This window comes from Streptomyces sp. WZ-12, from assembly GCF_028898845.1.
GTDB lineage: Bacteria > Actinomycetota > Actinomycetes > Streptomycetales > Streptomycetaceae > Streptomyces.
Window position 1 is genome coordinate 2,827,752 of sequence record NZ_CP118574.1, and the last position, 15,725, is coordinate 2,843,476.

The 15,725-nt window shown below is 65.7% G+C and carries 9 protein-coding genes and 2 rRNA genes; 2 read left to right on the forward strand and 9 right to left on the reverse strand.

What is annotated here, in order from left to right:
* Window positions 1–37: 37 nt before the first annotated feature.
* The 5 genes from PV796_RS11755 to thyX all read right to left on the reverse strand — a co-directional run bounded on the left by PV796_RS11755 (window position 38) and on the right by thyX (window position 9,365).
* Window positions 38–3,158, reverse strand: a 23S ribosomal RNA gene (locus tag PV796_RS11755).
* Window positions 3,159–3,462: 304 nt separating this feature from the next.
* Window positions 3,463–4,990, reverse strand: a 16S ribosomal RNA gene (locus tag PV796_RS11760).
* Together the 16S and 23S rRNA genes form the textbook arrangement of a ribosomal RNA operon.
* Window positions 4,991–5,696: 706 nt before the next feature.
* Window positions 5,697–7,382, reverse strand: coding sequence for a ribonuclease J (locus PV796_RS11765; protein ID WP_274912896.1), 1,686 nt, complete (start codon window positions 7,380–7,382; stop codon window positions 5,697–5,699).
* A 114-nt stretch (window positions 7,383–7,496) separates the two neighbouring features.
* Window positions 7,497–8,396, reverse strand: a complete 900-nt coding sequence (gene dapA / locus PV796_RS11770; protein ID WP_274912897.1) for a 4-hydroxy-tetrahydrodipicolinate synthase — start codon at window positions 8,394–8,396, stop codon at window positions 7,497–7,499.
* 222 nt (window positions 8,397–8,618) lie between these two features.
* Complete coding sequence (thyX, locus tag PV796_RS11775) at window positions 8,619–9,365, reverse strand: FAD-dependent thymidylate synthase (RefSeq protein ID WP_274912898.1); 747 nt, start codon at window positions 9,363–9,365, stop codon at window positions 8,619–8,621.
* 241 nt (window positions 9,366–9,606) lie between these two features.
* On the opposite strand from thyX, the gene PV796_RS11780 reads away from it, so the two are divergent.
* Together PV796_RS11780 and PV796_RS11785 are read left to right on the forward strand one after the other, a co-directional pair.
* Window positions 9,607–9,846 carry a hypothetical protein gene (locus PV796_RS11780; protein ID WP_274912899.1) on the forward strand — a complete coding sequence of 80 codons (240 nt, stop codon included), beginning with the start codon at window positions 9,607–9,609 and terminating at the stop codon, window positions 9,844–9,846.
* 117 nt (window positions 9,847–9,963) lie between these two features.
* Window positions 9,964–10,515: a PH domain-containing protein gene (locus PV796_RS11785; protein ID WP_274912900.1), complete on the forward strand. Its 552-nt coding sequence runs from the start codon at window positions 9,964–9,966 to the stop codon at window positions 10,513–10,515.
* A 115-nt stretch (window positions 10,516–10,630) separates the two neighbouring features.
* On the opposite strand, the gene PV796_RS11790 is transcribed toward PV796_RS11785, so the two are convergent.
* The 4 genes from PV796_RS11790 to PV796_RS11805 are packed head-to-tail and all read right to left on the reverse strand — an operon-like array spanning window position 10,631 to window position 15,500.
* Complete coding sequence (locus PV796_RS11790) at window positions 10,631–11,107, reverse strand: tetratricopeptide repeat protein (RefSeq protein WP_274912901.1); 477 nt, start codon at window positions 11,105–11,107, stop codon at window positions 10,631–10,633.
* A 2-nt stretch (window positions 11,108–11,109) separates the two neighbouring features.
* On the reverse strand, window positions 11,110–11,862 hold the full coding sequence (gene dapB / locus PV796_RS11795; protein WP_274912902.1) for a 4-hydroxy-tetrahydrodipicolinate reductase: 753 nt from the start codon (window positions 11,860–11,862) through the stop codon (window positions 11,110–11,112).
* 39 nt (window positions 11,863–11,901) lie between these two features.
* Entirely contained in the window at window positions 11,902–13,281 is a 1,380-nt protein-coding gene (locus tag PV796_RS11800; RefSeq protein WP_274912903.1) for a M16 family metallopeptidase, read from the reverse strand.
* On the reverse strand, window positions 13,278–15,500 hold the full coding sequence (locus PV796_RS11805) for a polyribonucleotide nucleotidyltransferase (protein WP_274912904.1): 2,223 nt from the start codon (window positions 15,498–15,500) through the stop codon (window positions 13,278–13,280). The genes PV796_RS11800 and PV796_RS11805 overlap by 4 nt, the downstream gene beginning before the upstream one ends.
* Window positions 15,501–15,725 lie beyond the last annotated feature (225 nt).

The window sequence follows — 15,725 nt, forward strand, 5'->3', positions numbered from 1 at the left end:
CGTGGCTTCAGAACCAACACAGTGGACGCGAGCAACTGAGGACAAGCCCTCGGCCTATTAGTACCAGTCAACTCCACACCTTACGATGCTTCCATATCTGGCCTATCAACCCAGTCATCTACTGGGAGCCTTACCCCATCAAGTGGGAGGGAGCCCTCATCTCGAAGCAGGCTTCCCGCTTAGATGCTTTCAGCGGTTATCCTTTCCGAACGTAGCCAACCAGCCATGCCCTTGGCAGAACAACTGGCACACCAGAGGTCCGTCCGTCCCGGTCCTCTCGTACTAGGGACAGCCCTTCTCAAGACTCCTACGCGCGCAGCGGATAGGGACCGAACTGTCTCACGACGTTCTAAACCCAGCTCGCGTACCGCTTTAATGGGCGAACAGCCCAACCCTTGGGACCGACTCCAGCCCCAGGATGCGACGAGCCGACATCGAGGTGCCAAACCATCCCGTCGATATGGACTCTTGGGGAAGATCAGCCTGTTATCCCCGGGGTACCTTTTATCCGTTGAGCGACGGCGCTTCCACAAGCCACCGCCGGATCACTAGTCCCTACTTTCGTACCTGCTCGACCCGTCAGTCTCACAGTCAAGCTCCCTTGTGCACTTACACTCAACACCTGATTACCAACCAGGCTGAGGGAACCTTTGGGCGCCTCCGTTACCCTTTAGGAGGCAACCGCCCCAGTTAAACTACCCACCAGACACTGTCCCTGATCCGGATCACGGACCCAGGTTAGACATCCAGCACGACCAGAGTGGTATTTCAACAACGACTCCACACCAACTGGCGTTGGCGCTTCACAGTCTCCCACCTATCCTACACAAGCCGAACCGAACACCAATATCAAGCTATAGTAAAGGTCCCGGGGTCTTTCCGTCCTGCTGCGCGAAACGAGCATCTTTACTCGTAATGCAATTTCACCGGGCCTATGGTTGAGACAGTCGAGAAGTCGTTACGCCATTCGTGCAGGTCGGAACTTACCCGACAAGGAATTTCGCTACCTTAGGATGGTTATAGTTACCACCGCCGTTTACTGGCGCTTAAGTTCTCAGCTTCGCCTGAACGAATCCAGACTAACCGGTCCCCTTAACGTTCCAGCACCGGGCAGGCGTCAGTCCGTATACATCGCCTTACGGCTTCGCACGGACCTGTGTTTTTAGTAAACAGTCGCTTCTCGCTGGTCTCTGCGGCCACCCCCAGCTCAGACAGAAAATGTCATCACCAGAAATGGCCCCCCTTCTCCCGAAGTTACGGGGGCATTTTGCCGAGTTCCTTAACCATAGTTCACCCGAACGCCTCGGTATTCTCTACCTGACCACCTGAGTCGGTTTAGGGTACGGGCCGCCATGAAGCTCGCTAGAGGCTTTTCTCGACAGCATAGGATCATCCACTTCACCACAATCGGCTCGGCATCAGGTCTCAGCCTTAACATGTGACGGATTTACCTACCACACGGCCTACACCCTTACCCCGGGACAACCACCGCCCGGGCTGGACTACCTTCCTGCGTCACCCCATCGCTTACCTACTACAAGTCTGGTCCGTCGGCTCCACCACTCCCCTTTGCCCGAAGGCTCCAGGGCGGCTTCACGGACTTAGCATCGCCTGATTCAGTATTGGGCGCTCCAAAGCGGGTACCGGAATATCAACCGGTTGTCCATCGACTACGCCTGTCGGCCTCGCCTTAGGTCCCGACTTACCCTGGGCAGATCAGCTTGACCCAGGAACCCTTAGTCAATCGGCGCAAGAGTTTCCCACTCTTGTATCGCTACTCATGCCTGCATTCTCACTCGTGAACCGTCCACAACTCGTTTCCACGGCTGCTTCACCCGGCACACGACGCTCCCCTACCCATCACCACACCCGTTAGGGCTCTCATGGCAATGACACGACTTCGGCGGTGTACTTGAGCCCCGCTACATTGTCGGCGCAGAATCACTTGACCAGTGAGCTATTACGCACTCTTTCAAGGATGGCTGCTTCTAAGCCAACCTCCTGGTTGTCTCTGCGACTCCACATCCTTTCCCACTTAGCACACGCTTAGGGGCCTTAGTCGATGCTCTGGGCTGTTTCCCTCTCGACCATGGAGCTTATCCCCCACAGTCTCACTGCCGCGCTCTCACTTACCGGCATTCGGAGTTTGGCTAAGGTCAGTAACCCGGTAGGGCCCATCGCCTATCCAGTGCTCTACCTCCGGCAAGAAACACACGACGCTGCACCTAAATGCATTTCGGGGAGAACCAGCTATCACGGAGTTTGATTGGCCTTTCACCCCTAACCACAGGTCATCCCCCAGGTTTTCAACCCTGGTGGGTTCGGTCCTCCACGAAGTCTTACCTCCGCTTCAACCTGCCCATGGCTAGATCACTCCGCTTCGGGTCTAGAGCGTGCAACTCAACGCCCTCTTCGGACTCGCTTTCGCTACGGCTTCCCCACACGGGTTAACCTCGCTACACACCGCTAACTCGCAGGCTCATTCTTCAAAAGGCACGCAGTCACGACGCAGAAACAAAGTCTCTGCGCGACGCTCCCACGGCTTGTAGGCACACGGTTTCAGGTACTATTTCACTCCGCTCCCGCGGTACTTTTCACCATTCCCTCACGGTACTATCCGCTATCGGTCACCAGGGAATATTTAGGCTTAACGGGTGGTCCCGCCAGATTCACACGGGATTTCTCGGGCCCCGTGCTACTTGGGTGGCTCTCAAGCAAGCCGCTGACGTTTCAGCTACGGGGGTCTTACCCTCTACGCCGGACCTTTCGCATGTCCTTCGCCTACATCAACGGTTTCTGACTCACCGACCGGCCGGCAGACCGATCAAGAAAGCTCCCACAACCCCGCACTGGCAACCCCTGCCGGGTATCACACCAATACGGTTTAGCCTCATCCAGTTTCGCTCGCCACTACTCCCGGAATCACGGTTGTTTTCTCTTCCTGCGGGTACTGAGATGTTTCACTTCCCCGCGTTCCCTCCACACTGCCTATGTGTTCAGCAGCGGGTGACAGCCCATGACGACTGCCGGGTTTCCCCATTCGGACACCCCCGGATCAAAGCTCGGTTGACAGCTCCCCGGGGCCTATCGCGGCCTCCCACGTCCTTCATCGGTTCCTGGTGCCAAGGCATCCACCGTGCGCCCTTAAAAACTTGGCCACAGATGCTCGCGTCCACTGTGCAGTTCTCAAACAACGACCAGCCACCCGTCACAACCTGCACCAAGCAGACCTACACCGGGACCGGCACACCGAAGGACGAGCAACGCTCGCACCCTCAGACACCCAACAGCGCGCCCAACACAACCAGCCAAGACCCCGCGTTCCACGCCGAAGCAGTACTAACAGTCCCAAACCGATCGTGCCGAATAGTCAACGTTCCACCCATGAGCAACCAGCATCAGACACTCGCCGATGTACTGGCCCCTGACCAAGCACAAAACTTGGTAAGAAGTGCTCCTTAGAAAGGAGGTGATCCAGCCGCACCTTCCGGTACGGCTACCTTGTTACGACTTCGTCCCAATCGCCAGTCCCACCTTCGACGATTCCCTCCCACAAGGGGTTGGGCCACCGGCTTCGGGTGTTACCGACTTTCGTGACGTGACGGGCGGTGTGTACAAGGCCCGGGAACGTATTCACCGCAGCAATGCTGATCTGCGATTACTAGCAACTCCGACTTCATGGGGTCGAGTTGCAGACCCCAATCCGAACTGAGACCGGCTTTTTGAGATTCGCTCCACCTCACGGCATCGCAGCTCATTGTACCGGCCATTGTAGCACGTGTGCAGCCCAAGACATAAGGGGCATGATGACTTGACGTCGTCCCCACCTTCCTCCGAGTTGACCCCGGCAGTCTCCTGTGAGTCCCCATCACCCCGAAAGGCATGCTGGCAACACAGAACAAGGGTTGCGCTCGTTGCGGGACTTAACCCAACATCTCACGACACGAGCTGACGACAGCCATGCACCACCTGTACACCGACCACAAGGGGGCGACCATCTCTGGCCGTTTCCGGTGTATGTCAAGCCTTGGTAAGGTTCTTCGCGTTGCGTCGAATTAAGCCACATGCTCCGCTGCTTGTGCGGGCCCCCGTCAATTCCTTTGAGTTTTAGCCTTGCGGCCGTACTCCCCAGGCGGGGAACTTAATGCGTTAGCTGCGGCACGGACGACGTGGAATGTCGCCCACACCTAGTTCCCAACGTTTACGGCGTGGACTACCAGGGTATCTAATCCTGTTCGCTCCCCACGCTTTCGCTCCTCAGCGTCAGTATCGGCCCAGAGATCCGCCTTCGCCACCGGTGTTCCTCCTGATATCTGCGCATTTCACCGCTACACCAGGAATTCCGATCTCCCCTACCGAACTCTAGCCTGCCCGTATCGAATGCAGACCCGGGGTTAAGCCCCGGGCTTTCACATCCGACGCGACAAGCCGCCTACGAGCTCTTTACGCCCAATAATTCCGGACAACGCTTGCGCCCTACGTATTACCGCGGCTGCTGGCACGTAGTTAGCCGGCGCTTCTTCTGCAGGTACCGTCACTCTCGCTTCTTCCCTGCTGAAAGAGGTTTACAACCCGAAGGCCGTCATCCCTCACGCGGCGTCGCTGCATCAGGCTTTCGCCCATTGTGCAATATTCCCCACTGCTGCCTCCCGTAGGAGTCTGGGCCGTGTCTCAGTCCCAGTGTGGCCGGTCGCCCTCTCAGGCCGGCTACCCGTCGTCGCCTTGGTAGGCCATCACCCCACCAACAAGCTGATAGGCCGCGGGCTCATCCTTCACCGCCGGAGCTTTCCACACGAAACCATGCGATCCCGTGTCATATCCGGTATTAGACCCCGTTTCCAGGGCTTGTCCCAGAGTGAAGGGCAGATTGCCCACGTGTTACTCACCCGTTCGCCACTAATCCCCTCCCGAAAGAGGTTCATCGTTCGACTTGCATGTGTTAAGCACGCCGCCAGCGTTCGTCCTGAGCCAGGATCAAACTCTCCGTGAATGCTTTACCCGACTGCGTTTAACTAAAAACCGCCGGTGAGACACTCGCGTTGAGCGGAACCACAAGGAGGAATAATCCCCGTGGTTCACAGCGTCCTCGCTGTGTGCGCCTCCCAAGAAACTTGGAAGGACTTTTCAAAGGAACCTCATCCCCCACGATGTGGGGAACGGGGTATCAACATATCTGGCGTTGACTTTTGGCACGCTGTTGAGTTCTCAAGGAACGGACGCTTCCTTCGGCCTGCCCTCGCGGGCTTCCTCCGGGCGCTTCCCTTCGGTCTTGCGTCTCCGACTCTATCAGATCCTTTCGGCCCTGATTTTCGCCGGTGCGATTCGACCTTTCGGCTTCTTCGCGGTTCCAACCTTACCAGATCCGTTTCCGTCTCCGGCCCCCTGTTGGAGCGGGGTTCGACCGCTTCGCTTTCGCTTTTCGGCCTTTCCGACTTTATCAGATCTTCCTTCGTTTCCGGCCGCTGAGCGGCTGGTTCGAATTTCGCTCTGAATTGCCCGTCGAAGGGGCTTGCCTTTCGGCTTTTCCGACTTTATCAGATTGCTCTGGTCGGAATTCTCCGCGTCCACGGGGAGGCGTCCGTACGCACAGGCGTGTGGCGCTTCCCGTTCAGGCGGAACCGCAAACGTACTGGAGCGGGGCGCCTGGATGCAAATCCGGGTGCCCCGCTCCTACTTGAGGACCTTCGTACGGGTCGTCAGACCTCGACGACCACGGGAAGGATCATCGGGCGGCGACGGTAGTTGTCCGACACCCACTTGCCGACGGAGCGGCGGATCAGCTGCTGGAGCTGGTGGGGTTCGGCGATGCCGTCCTGGGCCGCCTTGGCCAGCGCCTCGTCGATCTTGGGGAGGACGCCCTGGAAGTCGCTGTCGTCGATGCCCGAGCCGCGGCCGTGGACGTTGGGTCCGCCCACCGTCTTGCCGGTGCTGCTGTCCACGACGACGAAGATCGAGATGATGCCCTCGTCGCCCAGGATGCGGCGATCCTTGAGATGGGTCTCGGTGACATCGCCGACCGAGAGGCCGTCGACGTAGACATAGCCGGCCTGGACCTTGCCGCTGATCTTGGCGATGCCGTCGACCAGGTCGACGACCACGCCGTCCTCGGCGATCACGATGCGGTCCTTGGGAATGCCCGTGAGGGCGCCCAGCTCGGCGTTGGCGCGGAGGTGGCGCCATTCGCCGTGGACCGGCATGAGGTTCCTCGGCTTGCAGATGTTGTAGAAGTACAGCAGTTCGCCGGCCGAGGCGTGGCCCGAGACGTGGACCTTGGCGTTGCCCTTGTGAACCACGTTCGCGCCCCAGCGGCTGAGGCCGTTGATCACGCGGTAGACCGCGTTCTCGTTGCCGGGGATCAGCGACGACGCCAGGATCACCGTGTCGCCCTGGACGATGCGGATCTGGTGGTCACGGTTGGCCATCCGGGAGAGGGCGGCCATCGGCTCGCCCTGGGAGCCGGTGCAGACCAGCACGACCTCGTCGTCCGGGAGGTCGTCGAGGGTCTTGACGTCGACGACCAGGCCCGCGGGGACCTTGAGATAGCCCAGTTCGCGGGCGATGCCCATGTTGCGGACCATCGAGCGGCCGACGAAGGCGACCCGGCGGCCGTACTCGTGGGCCGCGTCCAGGATCTGCTGGATGCGGTGCACATGGCTGGCGAAGCTGGCGACGATGATGCGCTTGTTGGCGCTCGCGAACACCTGGCGCAGCACGTTGGAGATGTCGCGCTCCGGCGGGACGAAGCCCGGGACCTCGGCGTTGGTGGAGTCGGTGAGGAGGAGGTCGATGCCCTCCTCGCCCAGCTTGGCGAAGGCCGGGAGGTCGGTCAGCCGGCGGTCCAGCGGGAGCTGGTCCATCTTGAAGTCGCCGGTGTGCACCGCCATGCCCGCGGGGGTGCGGATGGCGACCGCGAGCGCGTCCGGGATGGAGTGGTTGACGGCGATGAACTGGCACTCGAAGGGGCCCAGCCGCTCGCGGTCGCCCTCGGCGACCTCCAGCGTGTACGGGCGGATCCGGTGCTCCTGGAGCTTGGCCTCGATGAGGGCGAGGGTCAGCTTGGAGCCGATCAGCGGGATGTCCGGCTTCTCGCGGAGGAGGTAGGGGACGCCGCCGATGTGGTCCTCGTGGCCGTGCGTGAGCACGATGCCGTCGATGTCGTCGAGGCGGTCCCTGACGGACGTGAAGTCCGGCAGGATCAGGTCGATTCCGGGCTGCTCCTCCTCGGGGAAGAGCACTCCGCAGTCGACGATCAACAGCCGGCCGCCGTACTCGAAGACCGTCATGTTGCGGCCGATCTCGCCCAGGCCGCCGAGCGGGGTGACGCGCAGGCCACCCTCGGGGAGCTTCGGCGGGGCGCCGAGCTCGGGGTGCGGATGACTCAAAAGACTCTCCTCACCACGCACGCCACGATGCCGTCGAGGCACGTGGCGCGCATGACATTCGTGCACTTGCTATAGGGCGTTTGTTGGTCCGTATTCAGTTGTGAAGTCTGTGTTCTAGAGCTGTACCCCGCCGGCGGCGAGATCGCGCTTGAGCTGTTCGGTCTCCTCGGGCGAGAGGTCGACCAGGGGCAGCCGGAGCGGGCCGCTGGGCAGGCCCTGCAGGGCGAGCGCCGCCTTGGTCGTGATCACGCCCTGGGTCCGGAACATGCCGGTGAAGACGGGCAGCAGCTTCTGGTGGATCTCCGTCGCCTTGGTGACGTCACCGTTGAGGTGGGCGTCGAGGAGGGCGCGCAGCTCCGGCGTGACGACGTGACCGACCACGGAGACGAAGCCGACCGCGCCGACCGAGAGCAGCGGGAGGTTGAGCATGTCGTCGCCGCTGTACCAGGCGAGGCCGGAGCGGGCGATGGCCCAGCTAGCGCGGCCGAGGTCGCCCTTGGCGTCCTTGTTGGCGACGATCCGGGGGTGCTCGGCGAGCCGCACCATGGTGTCGGTGTTGATCGGGACGCCGCTGCGGCCGGGGATGTCGTAGAGCATCACGGGCAGGTCGGTGGCGTCCGCGATCGCGGTGAAGTGGCGCAGCAGGCCCTCCTGCGGGGGCTTGCTGTAGTACGGCGTCACCGCGAGCAGGCCGTGCGCGCCGGCGTCCTGGGCGGCGCGGGCCAGTTCGAGACTGTGCCGGGTGTCGTTGGTGCCGGCTCCGGCCACGACGAAGGCCCGGTCGCCGACGGCTTCGACCACGGCGCGGACCAGTTGGGCTTTCTCCGCATCGCTGGTGGTCGGGGACTCTCCGGTGGTGCCGTTGACGACGAGACCGTCGTTGCCGGCGTCCACCAGGTGGGCGGCGAGCCGCTGCGCGCCGTCGAGATCGAGAGCGCCATCCGCCGTGAACGGCGTGACCATGGCGGTCAGCACCCGCCCGAAGGGGGTCTGCGGTGTGGAAGTCGGAGCCATGGGTCCCACGCTACTCGTAGGGCGCCGCGGGGTGCTCCTCTGGGGAGCGGGGAGGTGGACTCCGGCACTGCCTGCTCGGGGGTTCAAGCAGTGCCGGGTCCGTTTGTTCAGCGTAAATGAACTTCTCAAAATGCCGCAATCCGGACACTTCGGACGGGTATTCCGGTGCCCGGCGTCCCGTTCGCCGTGCCGGCAGCGGCGTGCTCCGCGGGGGCGGAGTCCCTACGGGGCAATGCGGCCGTTCGCATTGAAGGCGGCATAGGTCAGGGGCATCAGCTTCGCCCAGTGGGCCTCCATCTGCTCGCCCACCATCTCGATCTCGCGCTGCGGGAAGGACGGGACCTTCGCCAGCTCGTGCTGGGTGCGCAGACCGAGGAAGTGCATCAGGGAGCGGGCGTTGCAGGTGGCGTACATCGAGGAGTAGAGGCCGACCGGGAGGACCGCGCGGGCCACCTCGCGGGCCACGCCGGCGGCGAGCATCTCCTGGTACGCGGCGTACGCCTGGCGGTAGGAGTCCTCCATCGCGCGGCCGGTGAGCTCGGACTGCGCCGCGGTGCCCTCGACGAACTCGTACTTGCCGGGGCGGCCCTGCTGGACCAGCTTGCGGGACTCACCGGGGACGTAGAAGACCGGCTCAAGCTGGCGGTAGCGACCGGACTCCTCGTTGTACGACCAACCGACGCGGTGGCGCATGAACTCGCGGAAGACGAAGATCGGGGCGCTGATGAAGAACGTCATGGAGTTGTGCTCGAACGGGCTGCCGTGCCGGTCCCGCATCAGGAAGTTGATCAGGCCCTTGGAGCGCTCCGGGTCCTTGGTCAGCTCGTCGAGGGACTGCTCGCCGGCCGTCGAGACCCGGGCCGCCCACAGCACGTCGCTGTCTGCTGCGCTGTGCTTGACCAGCTCGACCGTCACCTCGCTGCGGAAGCTGACGGGGGCGCTCTCAGCGCTGTCGGGGGTGTGGGACACCGGCGGTTCCTTCCGTTCGATCCTCGTGCGCGCCAAGCCTACGGCCCGCCACTGACAGTCGAGGAAATGACGACTGATGCCGTGTTAGCGGCAAAACGGGCAAACGTTGACCCCGACTGCGGGGCTGCGGGCGGCGGTTGATATTTTTCACAGAAGTAACGGAAAACGGGCACCAAACGGACGCCTCAGACGTCTCTACCTGTGACAGTGCCCACTTCGAGGTTCCAAGGAGAGCCCCCTCATGTTCCGCCGGCGAGAGCCCGTCCCGTTCGCCTTCGTTGCCGAGGCAGACCGGTTCCGCAGCAATATCACTCCCCCGCCGCGTCCGCGTCCTTCGCGTACGCAGCTCGTCGGCCAGTTCCTGATCACCCTCACCGTGGTAGGCGGGCTGACAGGTTCCCTGCTGTTCGGCCTGCCCGCCCTCCAACAGGACACCTCCGGCGCGACCGGGGTGCACCAGTCCGAGGCCGCGCACCGCTGACCGGGCGGGCGGGGCGGGCCACCGGGTGGTTCCGCCCCGCCGCTCCCGATAGCCTCACCGCTCACAGCTTCCGTCGGCATGCCCCGCGTGCTGACCAGCCCCGAGTGAGGACCAGCCGTGCCCCTGCCCTTCCTGACGGCCGACCACGCCCTCCAGGCCGACGGCCGCGCGGATCCCGTACCCCCGTCGGATCTCGACCCCGACGATTGGCGCCGTCCCTACCGCCCCGGACCGTGGCGGGTGGGGACGGCGGCCGTGTTTCTGCTGCTCGCCTCGTTCGTGCTGCTCTCGGCGCTGATCATCGCGCTGGCCGGGGCGCCGGTCGGGGCTGCGGTGTGCGCGGCGGTCGGACTGCTGGTGATCGTGCTGGCGCTGCGGCTGGTGCGGGTCGGGATCTGGGTGAGCGCCCAGGGGCTGCGACAGGTGAACCTGCTGCGCACCACGACCCTGCCGTGGTCCGCGGTCACCGCGGTCCGCACCGTCCAACAGCCGGTGCGCTGGCTGGGGTTGCCGCGGACGGTGCAGGGCCAGGCCCTGCGCGTGGACCGGGCGTCCGGCGCGCCGCTGCGCGTGCTGGTGACCGACCACAACGGGGACTTCCTCGGCCGCGCGGAGGCGTTCGAGGGCGCCGTCGACGCGTTGGAGGCGTGGGCGGCCGAGTGCCGCTAGGCGACCCCCACCCTCCCGGTCACCGCACTCACCCAGGCAACCGCAACGTCAACCGCCCGGCCCCGTACGGCAGTTGTGTACGGGGCCGGGCGGTCGGGGTTTGCGGGGTGGGGGGTTAGGTGGTGCGGGCGGGGTGGTGGTCGCCGGGGAGCGGGCGGCCGTCGTGCAGGGCGATGGCGCGTTGCATGGCCTTGCGGGCGCGGGGGGTGTCCCGGGCGTCCCGGTAGGCGACGGCGAGCCGGAACCAGGTGCGCCAGTCGCCGGGGGCCTCCTCGGTCTCGGCCTGGCGACGGGCGAAGGCCGCGTCCGCCGCGTCCCGGTCGATCCGGCCGCCGGGGGTGCGCGCGAGGTCCTCGTCGGGCAGGCCGCCCTCCGCCGCCAGTTCGTGGGCCAGCCGGTTCGCGTCGCGGGCGAAGCGGGTGTTGGCCCACAGGAACCAGCCGCCCAGGAACGGCAGCACGAAGGCCACCGCGCCCATGCCCATCGCCGCCGGTTCGCCGGTCAGCAGGAGGAGCACGCCCTCCATCGCCACCACGCCGAAGACGAGCACCAGCACGGTGGCGAGGAAGACGTAGGTGATCTTTCCGCCCATGGTCAGTCCAGATCGAGGAAGTTCTCCAGGCCCATGGTCAGGCCCGGAGCGGACACCACGCGGCGCACGCCGAGCAGGATGCCCGGCATGAAGCTGCTGTGGTGGAGGGAGTCGTGGCGGATGGTGAGGGTCTCGCCCACCCCGCCGAGCAGCACCTCCTGGTGCGCCAGGAGACCGCGCAGCCGGACCGAGTGGACCGGGACGCCGTCCACGTCCGCGCCGCGGGCGCCGTCCAGCGCGGTGCTGGTGGCGTCCGGCTGGGGCGGGCAACCGGCCGCCGCGCGGGCCTCGGCGATCAGCCGGGCGGTGCGGGCGGCGGTGCCGGACGGCGCGTCCGCCTTGTTCGGGTGGTGCAGCTCGACGATCTCGGCGGACTCGAAGAAGCGGGCGGCCTGCTGCGCGAACCGCATGGTGAGGACCGCACCGATGGAGAAGTTCGGGGCGATCAGCACGCCCGCGCCGGGGGCGGCGTCGAGCCAGGTGTGCAGGCGCGCGAGGCGCTCCTCGGTCCAGCCGGTGGTGCCGACCACGCCGTGGATGCCGTGCCGCAGACAGAAGTCGAGGTTGTCCATCACCGCGTCGGGGGTGGTGAGTTCGACCGCGACCTGGGCGCCGGTCTCGACCAGCGTCTCCAGCTTGTCGCCGCGGCCCAGGGCCGCGACCAGCTCCATGTCGTCGGCGGCCTCGACGGCCCGGACGGCCTCGGAGCCGATGCGCCCCTTGGCTCCCAGGACGGCCACGCGCAGCTTGCTCATCGAATCTCCGCTTCTCTGTGGGGTGGGGCTGCCCGCCGCCTAGGCGACGGCGTCGTCCAGGCGGGCCGCCTGCCGGTCCTTCAGCGGACCGATGACGGACAGCGAGGGGCGTGCGCCCAGGACATCACGAGCCACCGCGCGGACCTCGTCCGGGGTCACCGCCGATATCCGGGCCAGCACCTCGTCGACCGACATGTGCTCGCCCCAGCACAGTTCGCTCTTGCCGAGCCGGTGCATCAGGGCGCCGGTGTCCTCCAGGCCGAGGACCGTGGAACCGCGCAACTGGCCGATCGCGCGCCGGATCTCGTCATCGGTGAGGCCCTCGGACGCCACCGTGTCGAGCTCGTCGCGGCAGATCTTGAGCACGTCGTGCACCTGGTTGGGCCGGCAGCCGGCGTAGACGCCGAACAGGCCGCAGTCGGCGAAGCCCGAGGTGAAGGAGTACACGCTGTAGGCCAGGCCGCGCTTCTCGCGGACCTCCTGGAAGAGGCGGGAGCTCATCCCGCCGCCCAGGGCGGTGTTCAGCACGCCCATCGCCCAACGCCGGTCGTCGTTGCGGGACATGCCGGGCATGCCCAGGACCACGTGGGCCTGCTCGGTCCGGCGGTTGAGCAGTTCGACCCGGCCGGCGGTGCGCAGGGCGCGGTCGCCGCCGCGCGGGGAGAGCGGGGTGGCCTCCGGGCGGCCCAGCGCGCCGGCCCGCTCGAAGGCGCGGCGCACCAGCCGGACGACCTTGGCGTGGTCGACGTTGCCGGCGGCGGTGACGACCAGGTGCGTGGGGTCGTAGTGCTTCTTGTAGAAGCGGCGGATGCGGTCGGCGGTGAGCGCGTTGACGGTGTCGACGGTGCCCAGGACCGGGCGGCCCAGCGGGGTGTCGCCGAGCATGGTGTGCGCGAACAGGTCGTGCACGCAGTCGCCCGGGTCGTCCTCGGTCATCGCGATCTCTTCGAGGATCACCCCGCGCTCGGCGTCCACGTCCCCGGTCTCGATCAGCGAGCCGGTGAGCATGTCGCACACCACGTCGATGGCGAGCGGCAGATCGGTGTCGAGCACCCGCGCGTAGTAGCAGGTGTACTCCTTCGCCGTGAAGGCGTTCATCTCGCCGCCGACCGCGTCGACGGCGGCCGAGATGTCCAGGGCGGAGCGGCGCTCGGTGCCCTTGAAGAGCAGGTGCTCCAGGTAGTGGGTGGCGCCGTTCAGGGACGGCGTCTCGTCGCGGGAGCCGACGTGCGCCCAGATCCCGAAGGTGACCGAGCGGACGGTGGGCAGCGTCTCGGTGACGACGCGCAGGCCGCCGGGGAGGGTGGTGCGGCGGACCGTGCCGGCCCCCGCGGTGCCCTTCAGAAGCGTTTGGGTACGGGCGACGGCCCGCCCCTCCGAGGAGGTGCGGGCCGTCGTCGCGTGCGTGCGGGACGTCACTTGGCGGCGTCGTCCTTCGTGTCGTCCTCGGCGGCGTCCTCGTCCTCGATCACGGGGATCAGGGAGAGCTTGCCGCGCTGGTCGATCTCGGCGATCTCGACCTGGACCTTGGCGCCCACGCCGAGCACGTCCTCGACGTTCTCGACGCGCTTGCCGCCGGCCAGCTTGCGGATCTGCGAGATGTGCAGCAGGCCGTCCTTGCCCGGGAGCAGGGACACGAACGCACCGAAGGTGGTCGTCTTGACGACGGTGCCCAGGTAGCGCTCGCCGACCTCCGGCATGGTCGGGTTGGCGATGCCGTTGATCGTGGCGCGGGCGGCCTCGGCGGCCGGGCCGTCGGCGGCACCGATGTAGATGGTGCCGTCGTCCTCGATCGTGATGTCGGCGCCGGTGTCCTCCTGGATCTGGTTGATCATCTTGCCCTTGGGGCCGATGACCTCACCGATCTTGTCCACCGGGATCTTGACGGTGATGATCCGCGGCGCGTTCGGCGACATCTCGTCCGGGACGTCGATGGCCTCGTTCATCACGTCGAGGATGTGCAGGCGGGCGTCGCGGGCCTGCTTCAGCGCGGCGGCCAGGACCGAGGCGGGGATGCCGTCGAGCTTGGTGTCGAGCTGGAGCGCGGTCACGAACTGCTTGGTGCCGGCGACCTTGAAGTCCATGTCACCGAAGGCGTCCTCCGCACCGAGGATGTCGGTGAGGGCGACGTAGTGGGTCTGGCCGTCGATCTCCTGGGAGATCAGGCCCATGGCGATGCCGGCGACCGGGGCCTTGAGCGGCACACCGGCGTTCAGCAGCGACATCGTCGAGGCGCAGACCGAGCCCATGGACGTCGAGCCGTTGGAGCCCAGCGCCTCGGAGACCTGGCGGATCGCGTAGGGGAACTCCTCGCGCGTCGGCAGCACCGGCGCGATGGCGCGCTCGGCGAGCGCGCCGTGGCCGATCTCGCGGCGCTTGGGGGAGCCCACGCGGCCGGTCTCACCGACGGAGAACGGCGGGAAGTTGTAGTTGTGCATGTAGCGCTTGCGGGTCACCGGGGAGAGGGTGTCCAACTGCTGCTCCATGCGGAGCATGTTGAGGGTGGTGACGCCCAGGATCTGGGTCTCGCCACGCTCGAACAGCGCGGAGCCGTGCACCCGCGGGATCGCCTCGACCTCGGCGGCGAGCGTACGGATGTCCGTGACGCCGCGGCCGTCGATGCGCTTCTTCTCCTTGATGACGCGCTCGCGGACCAGGGACTTGGTCAGCGCGCGGTACGCGGCGGAGATCTCCTTCTCGCGGCCCTCGAAGTCCGGGAGGAGCTTCTCGGCGGCGAGCGCCTTGACGCGGTCGAGCTCGGCCTCGCGCTCCTGCTTGCCGGCGATGGTGAGCGCCTGGGCGAGCTCACCCTTGACGGCCTTGGTGAGCGCCTCCAGGACGTCGGCCTGGAAGTCGAGGAAGATCGGGAACTCGCCGACCGGCTTGGCGGCCTTGGCGGCCAGGTCCGACTGGGCCTTGCACAGGACCTTGATGAACGGCTTGGCGGCCTCCAGGCCGGCCGCGACGACCTCTTCGGTCGGGGCCTCGGCGCCGCCCTTGACCAGCTCGATGGTCTTCTCGGTGGCCTCGGCCTCGACCATCATGATCGCGACGTCGCCGTCGGGCAGCACCCGGCCGGCCACGACCATGTCGAAGACCGCGTCCTCCAGCTCGGTGTGGGTCGGGAACGCCACCCACTGGCCGTTGATCAGGGCGACGCGGGTGCCGCCGACGGGGCCGGAGAAGGGCAGGCCGGCGAGCTGCGTGGAGCAGGAGGCGGCGTTGATGGCGACCACGTCGTAGAGGTGGTCGGGGTTGAGCGCCATGACCGTCTCGACGATCTGGATCTCGTTGCGCAGGCCCTTCTTGAAGGAGGGGCGCAGCGGCCGGTCGATGAGGCGGCAGGTGAGGATGGCGTCCTCGGAGGGGCGGCCCTCACGGCGGAAGAAGGAGCCGGGGATCTTCCCGGCTGCGTACATCCGCTCCTCGACGTCGACGGTCAGCGGGAAGAAGTCCAGCTGGTCCTTCGGCTGCTTGGAGGCGGTGGTGGCCGACAGCACCATGGTGTCGTCGTCCAGGTACGCGACGGCGGAGCCGGCGGCCTGCTTGGCCAGGCGGCCCGTCTCGAAGCGGATGGTGCGGGTGCCGAACGAACCGTTGTCGATAACGGCCTCGGCGTAGTGGGTCTCGTTCTCCACCAGGAATATCTCCTCGTCTGCGTCCGCTGCCCGTGTGGCAGGGGACCGTCTTCGGTGGAGCGCCGGTGCGGGCCGGTCTTCGATCGAAGCACCCGGGGTGCTGCCGCATGGGGTGACCACGGGCGGTCCGGGGGCCACTACCGAGGACCGGCGGTTTAAGGGCGCTCTACCGCGTTCGCTTTTGCGATATGGCACCAGACTACAAAGCATCCGTCCACCATGCGG

Excerpts from the sequence above, each read along its gene's own strand:
- PV796_RS11780 (WP_274912899.1), top strand. The coding sequence starts at position 9,607 with ATGTTCCGCCGGCGAGAGCCCGTCCCGTTCGCCTTCGTTGCCGAGGCA.
- dapB (WP_274912902.1), bottom strand. The coding sequence starts at position 11,862 with ATGAGCAAGCTGCGCGTGGCCGTCCTGGGAGCCAAGGGGCGCATCGGC.
- PV796_RS11790 (WP_274912901.1), bottom strand. The coding sequence starts at position 11,107 with ATGGGCGGAAAGATCACCTACGTCTTCCTCGCCACCGTGCTGGTGCTC.
- dapA (WP_274912897.1), bottom strand. The coding sequence starts at position 8,396 with ATGGCTCCGACTTCCACACCGCAGACCCCCTTCGGGCGGGTGCTGACC.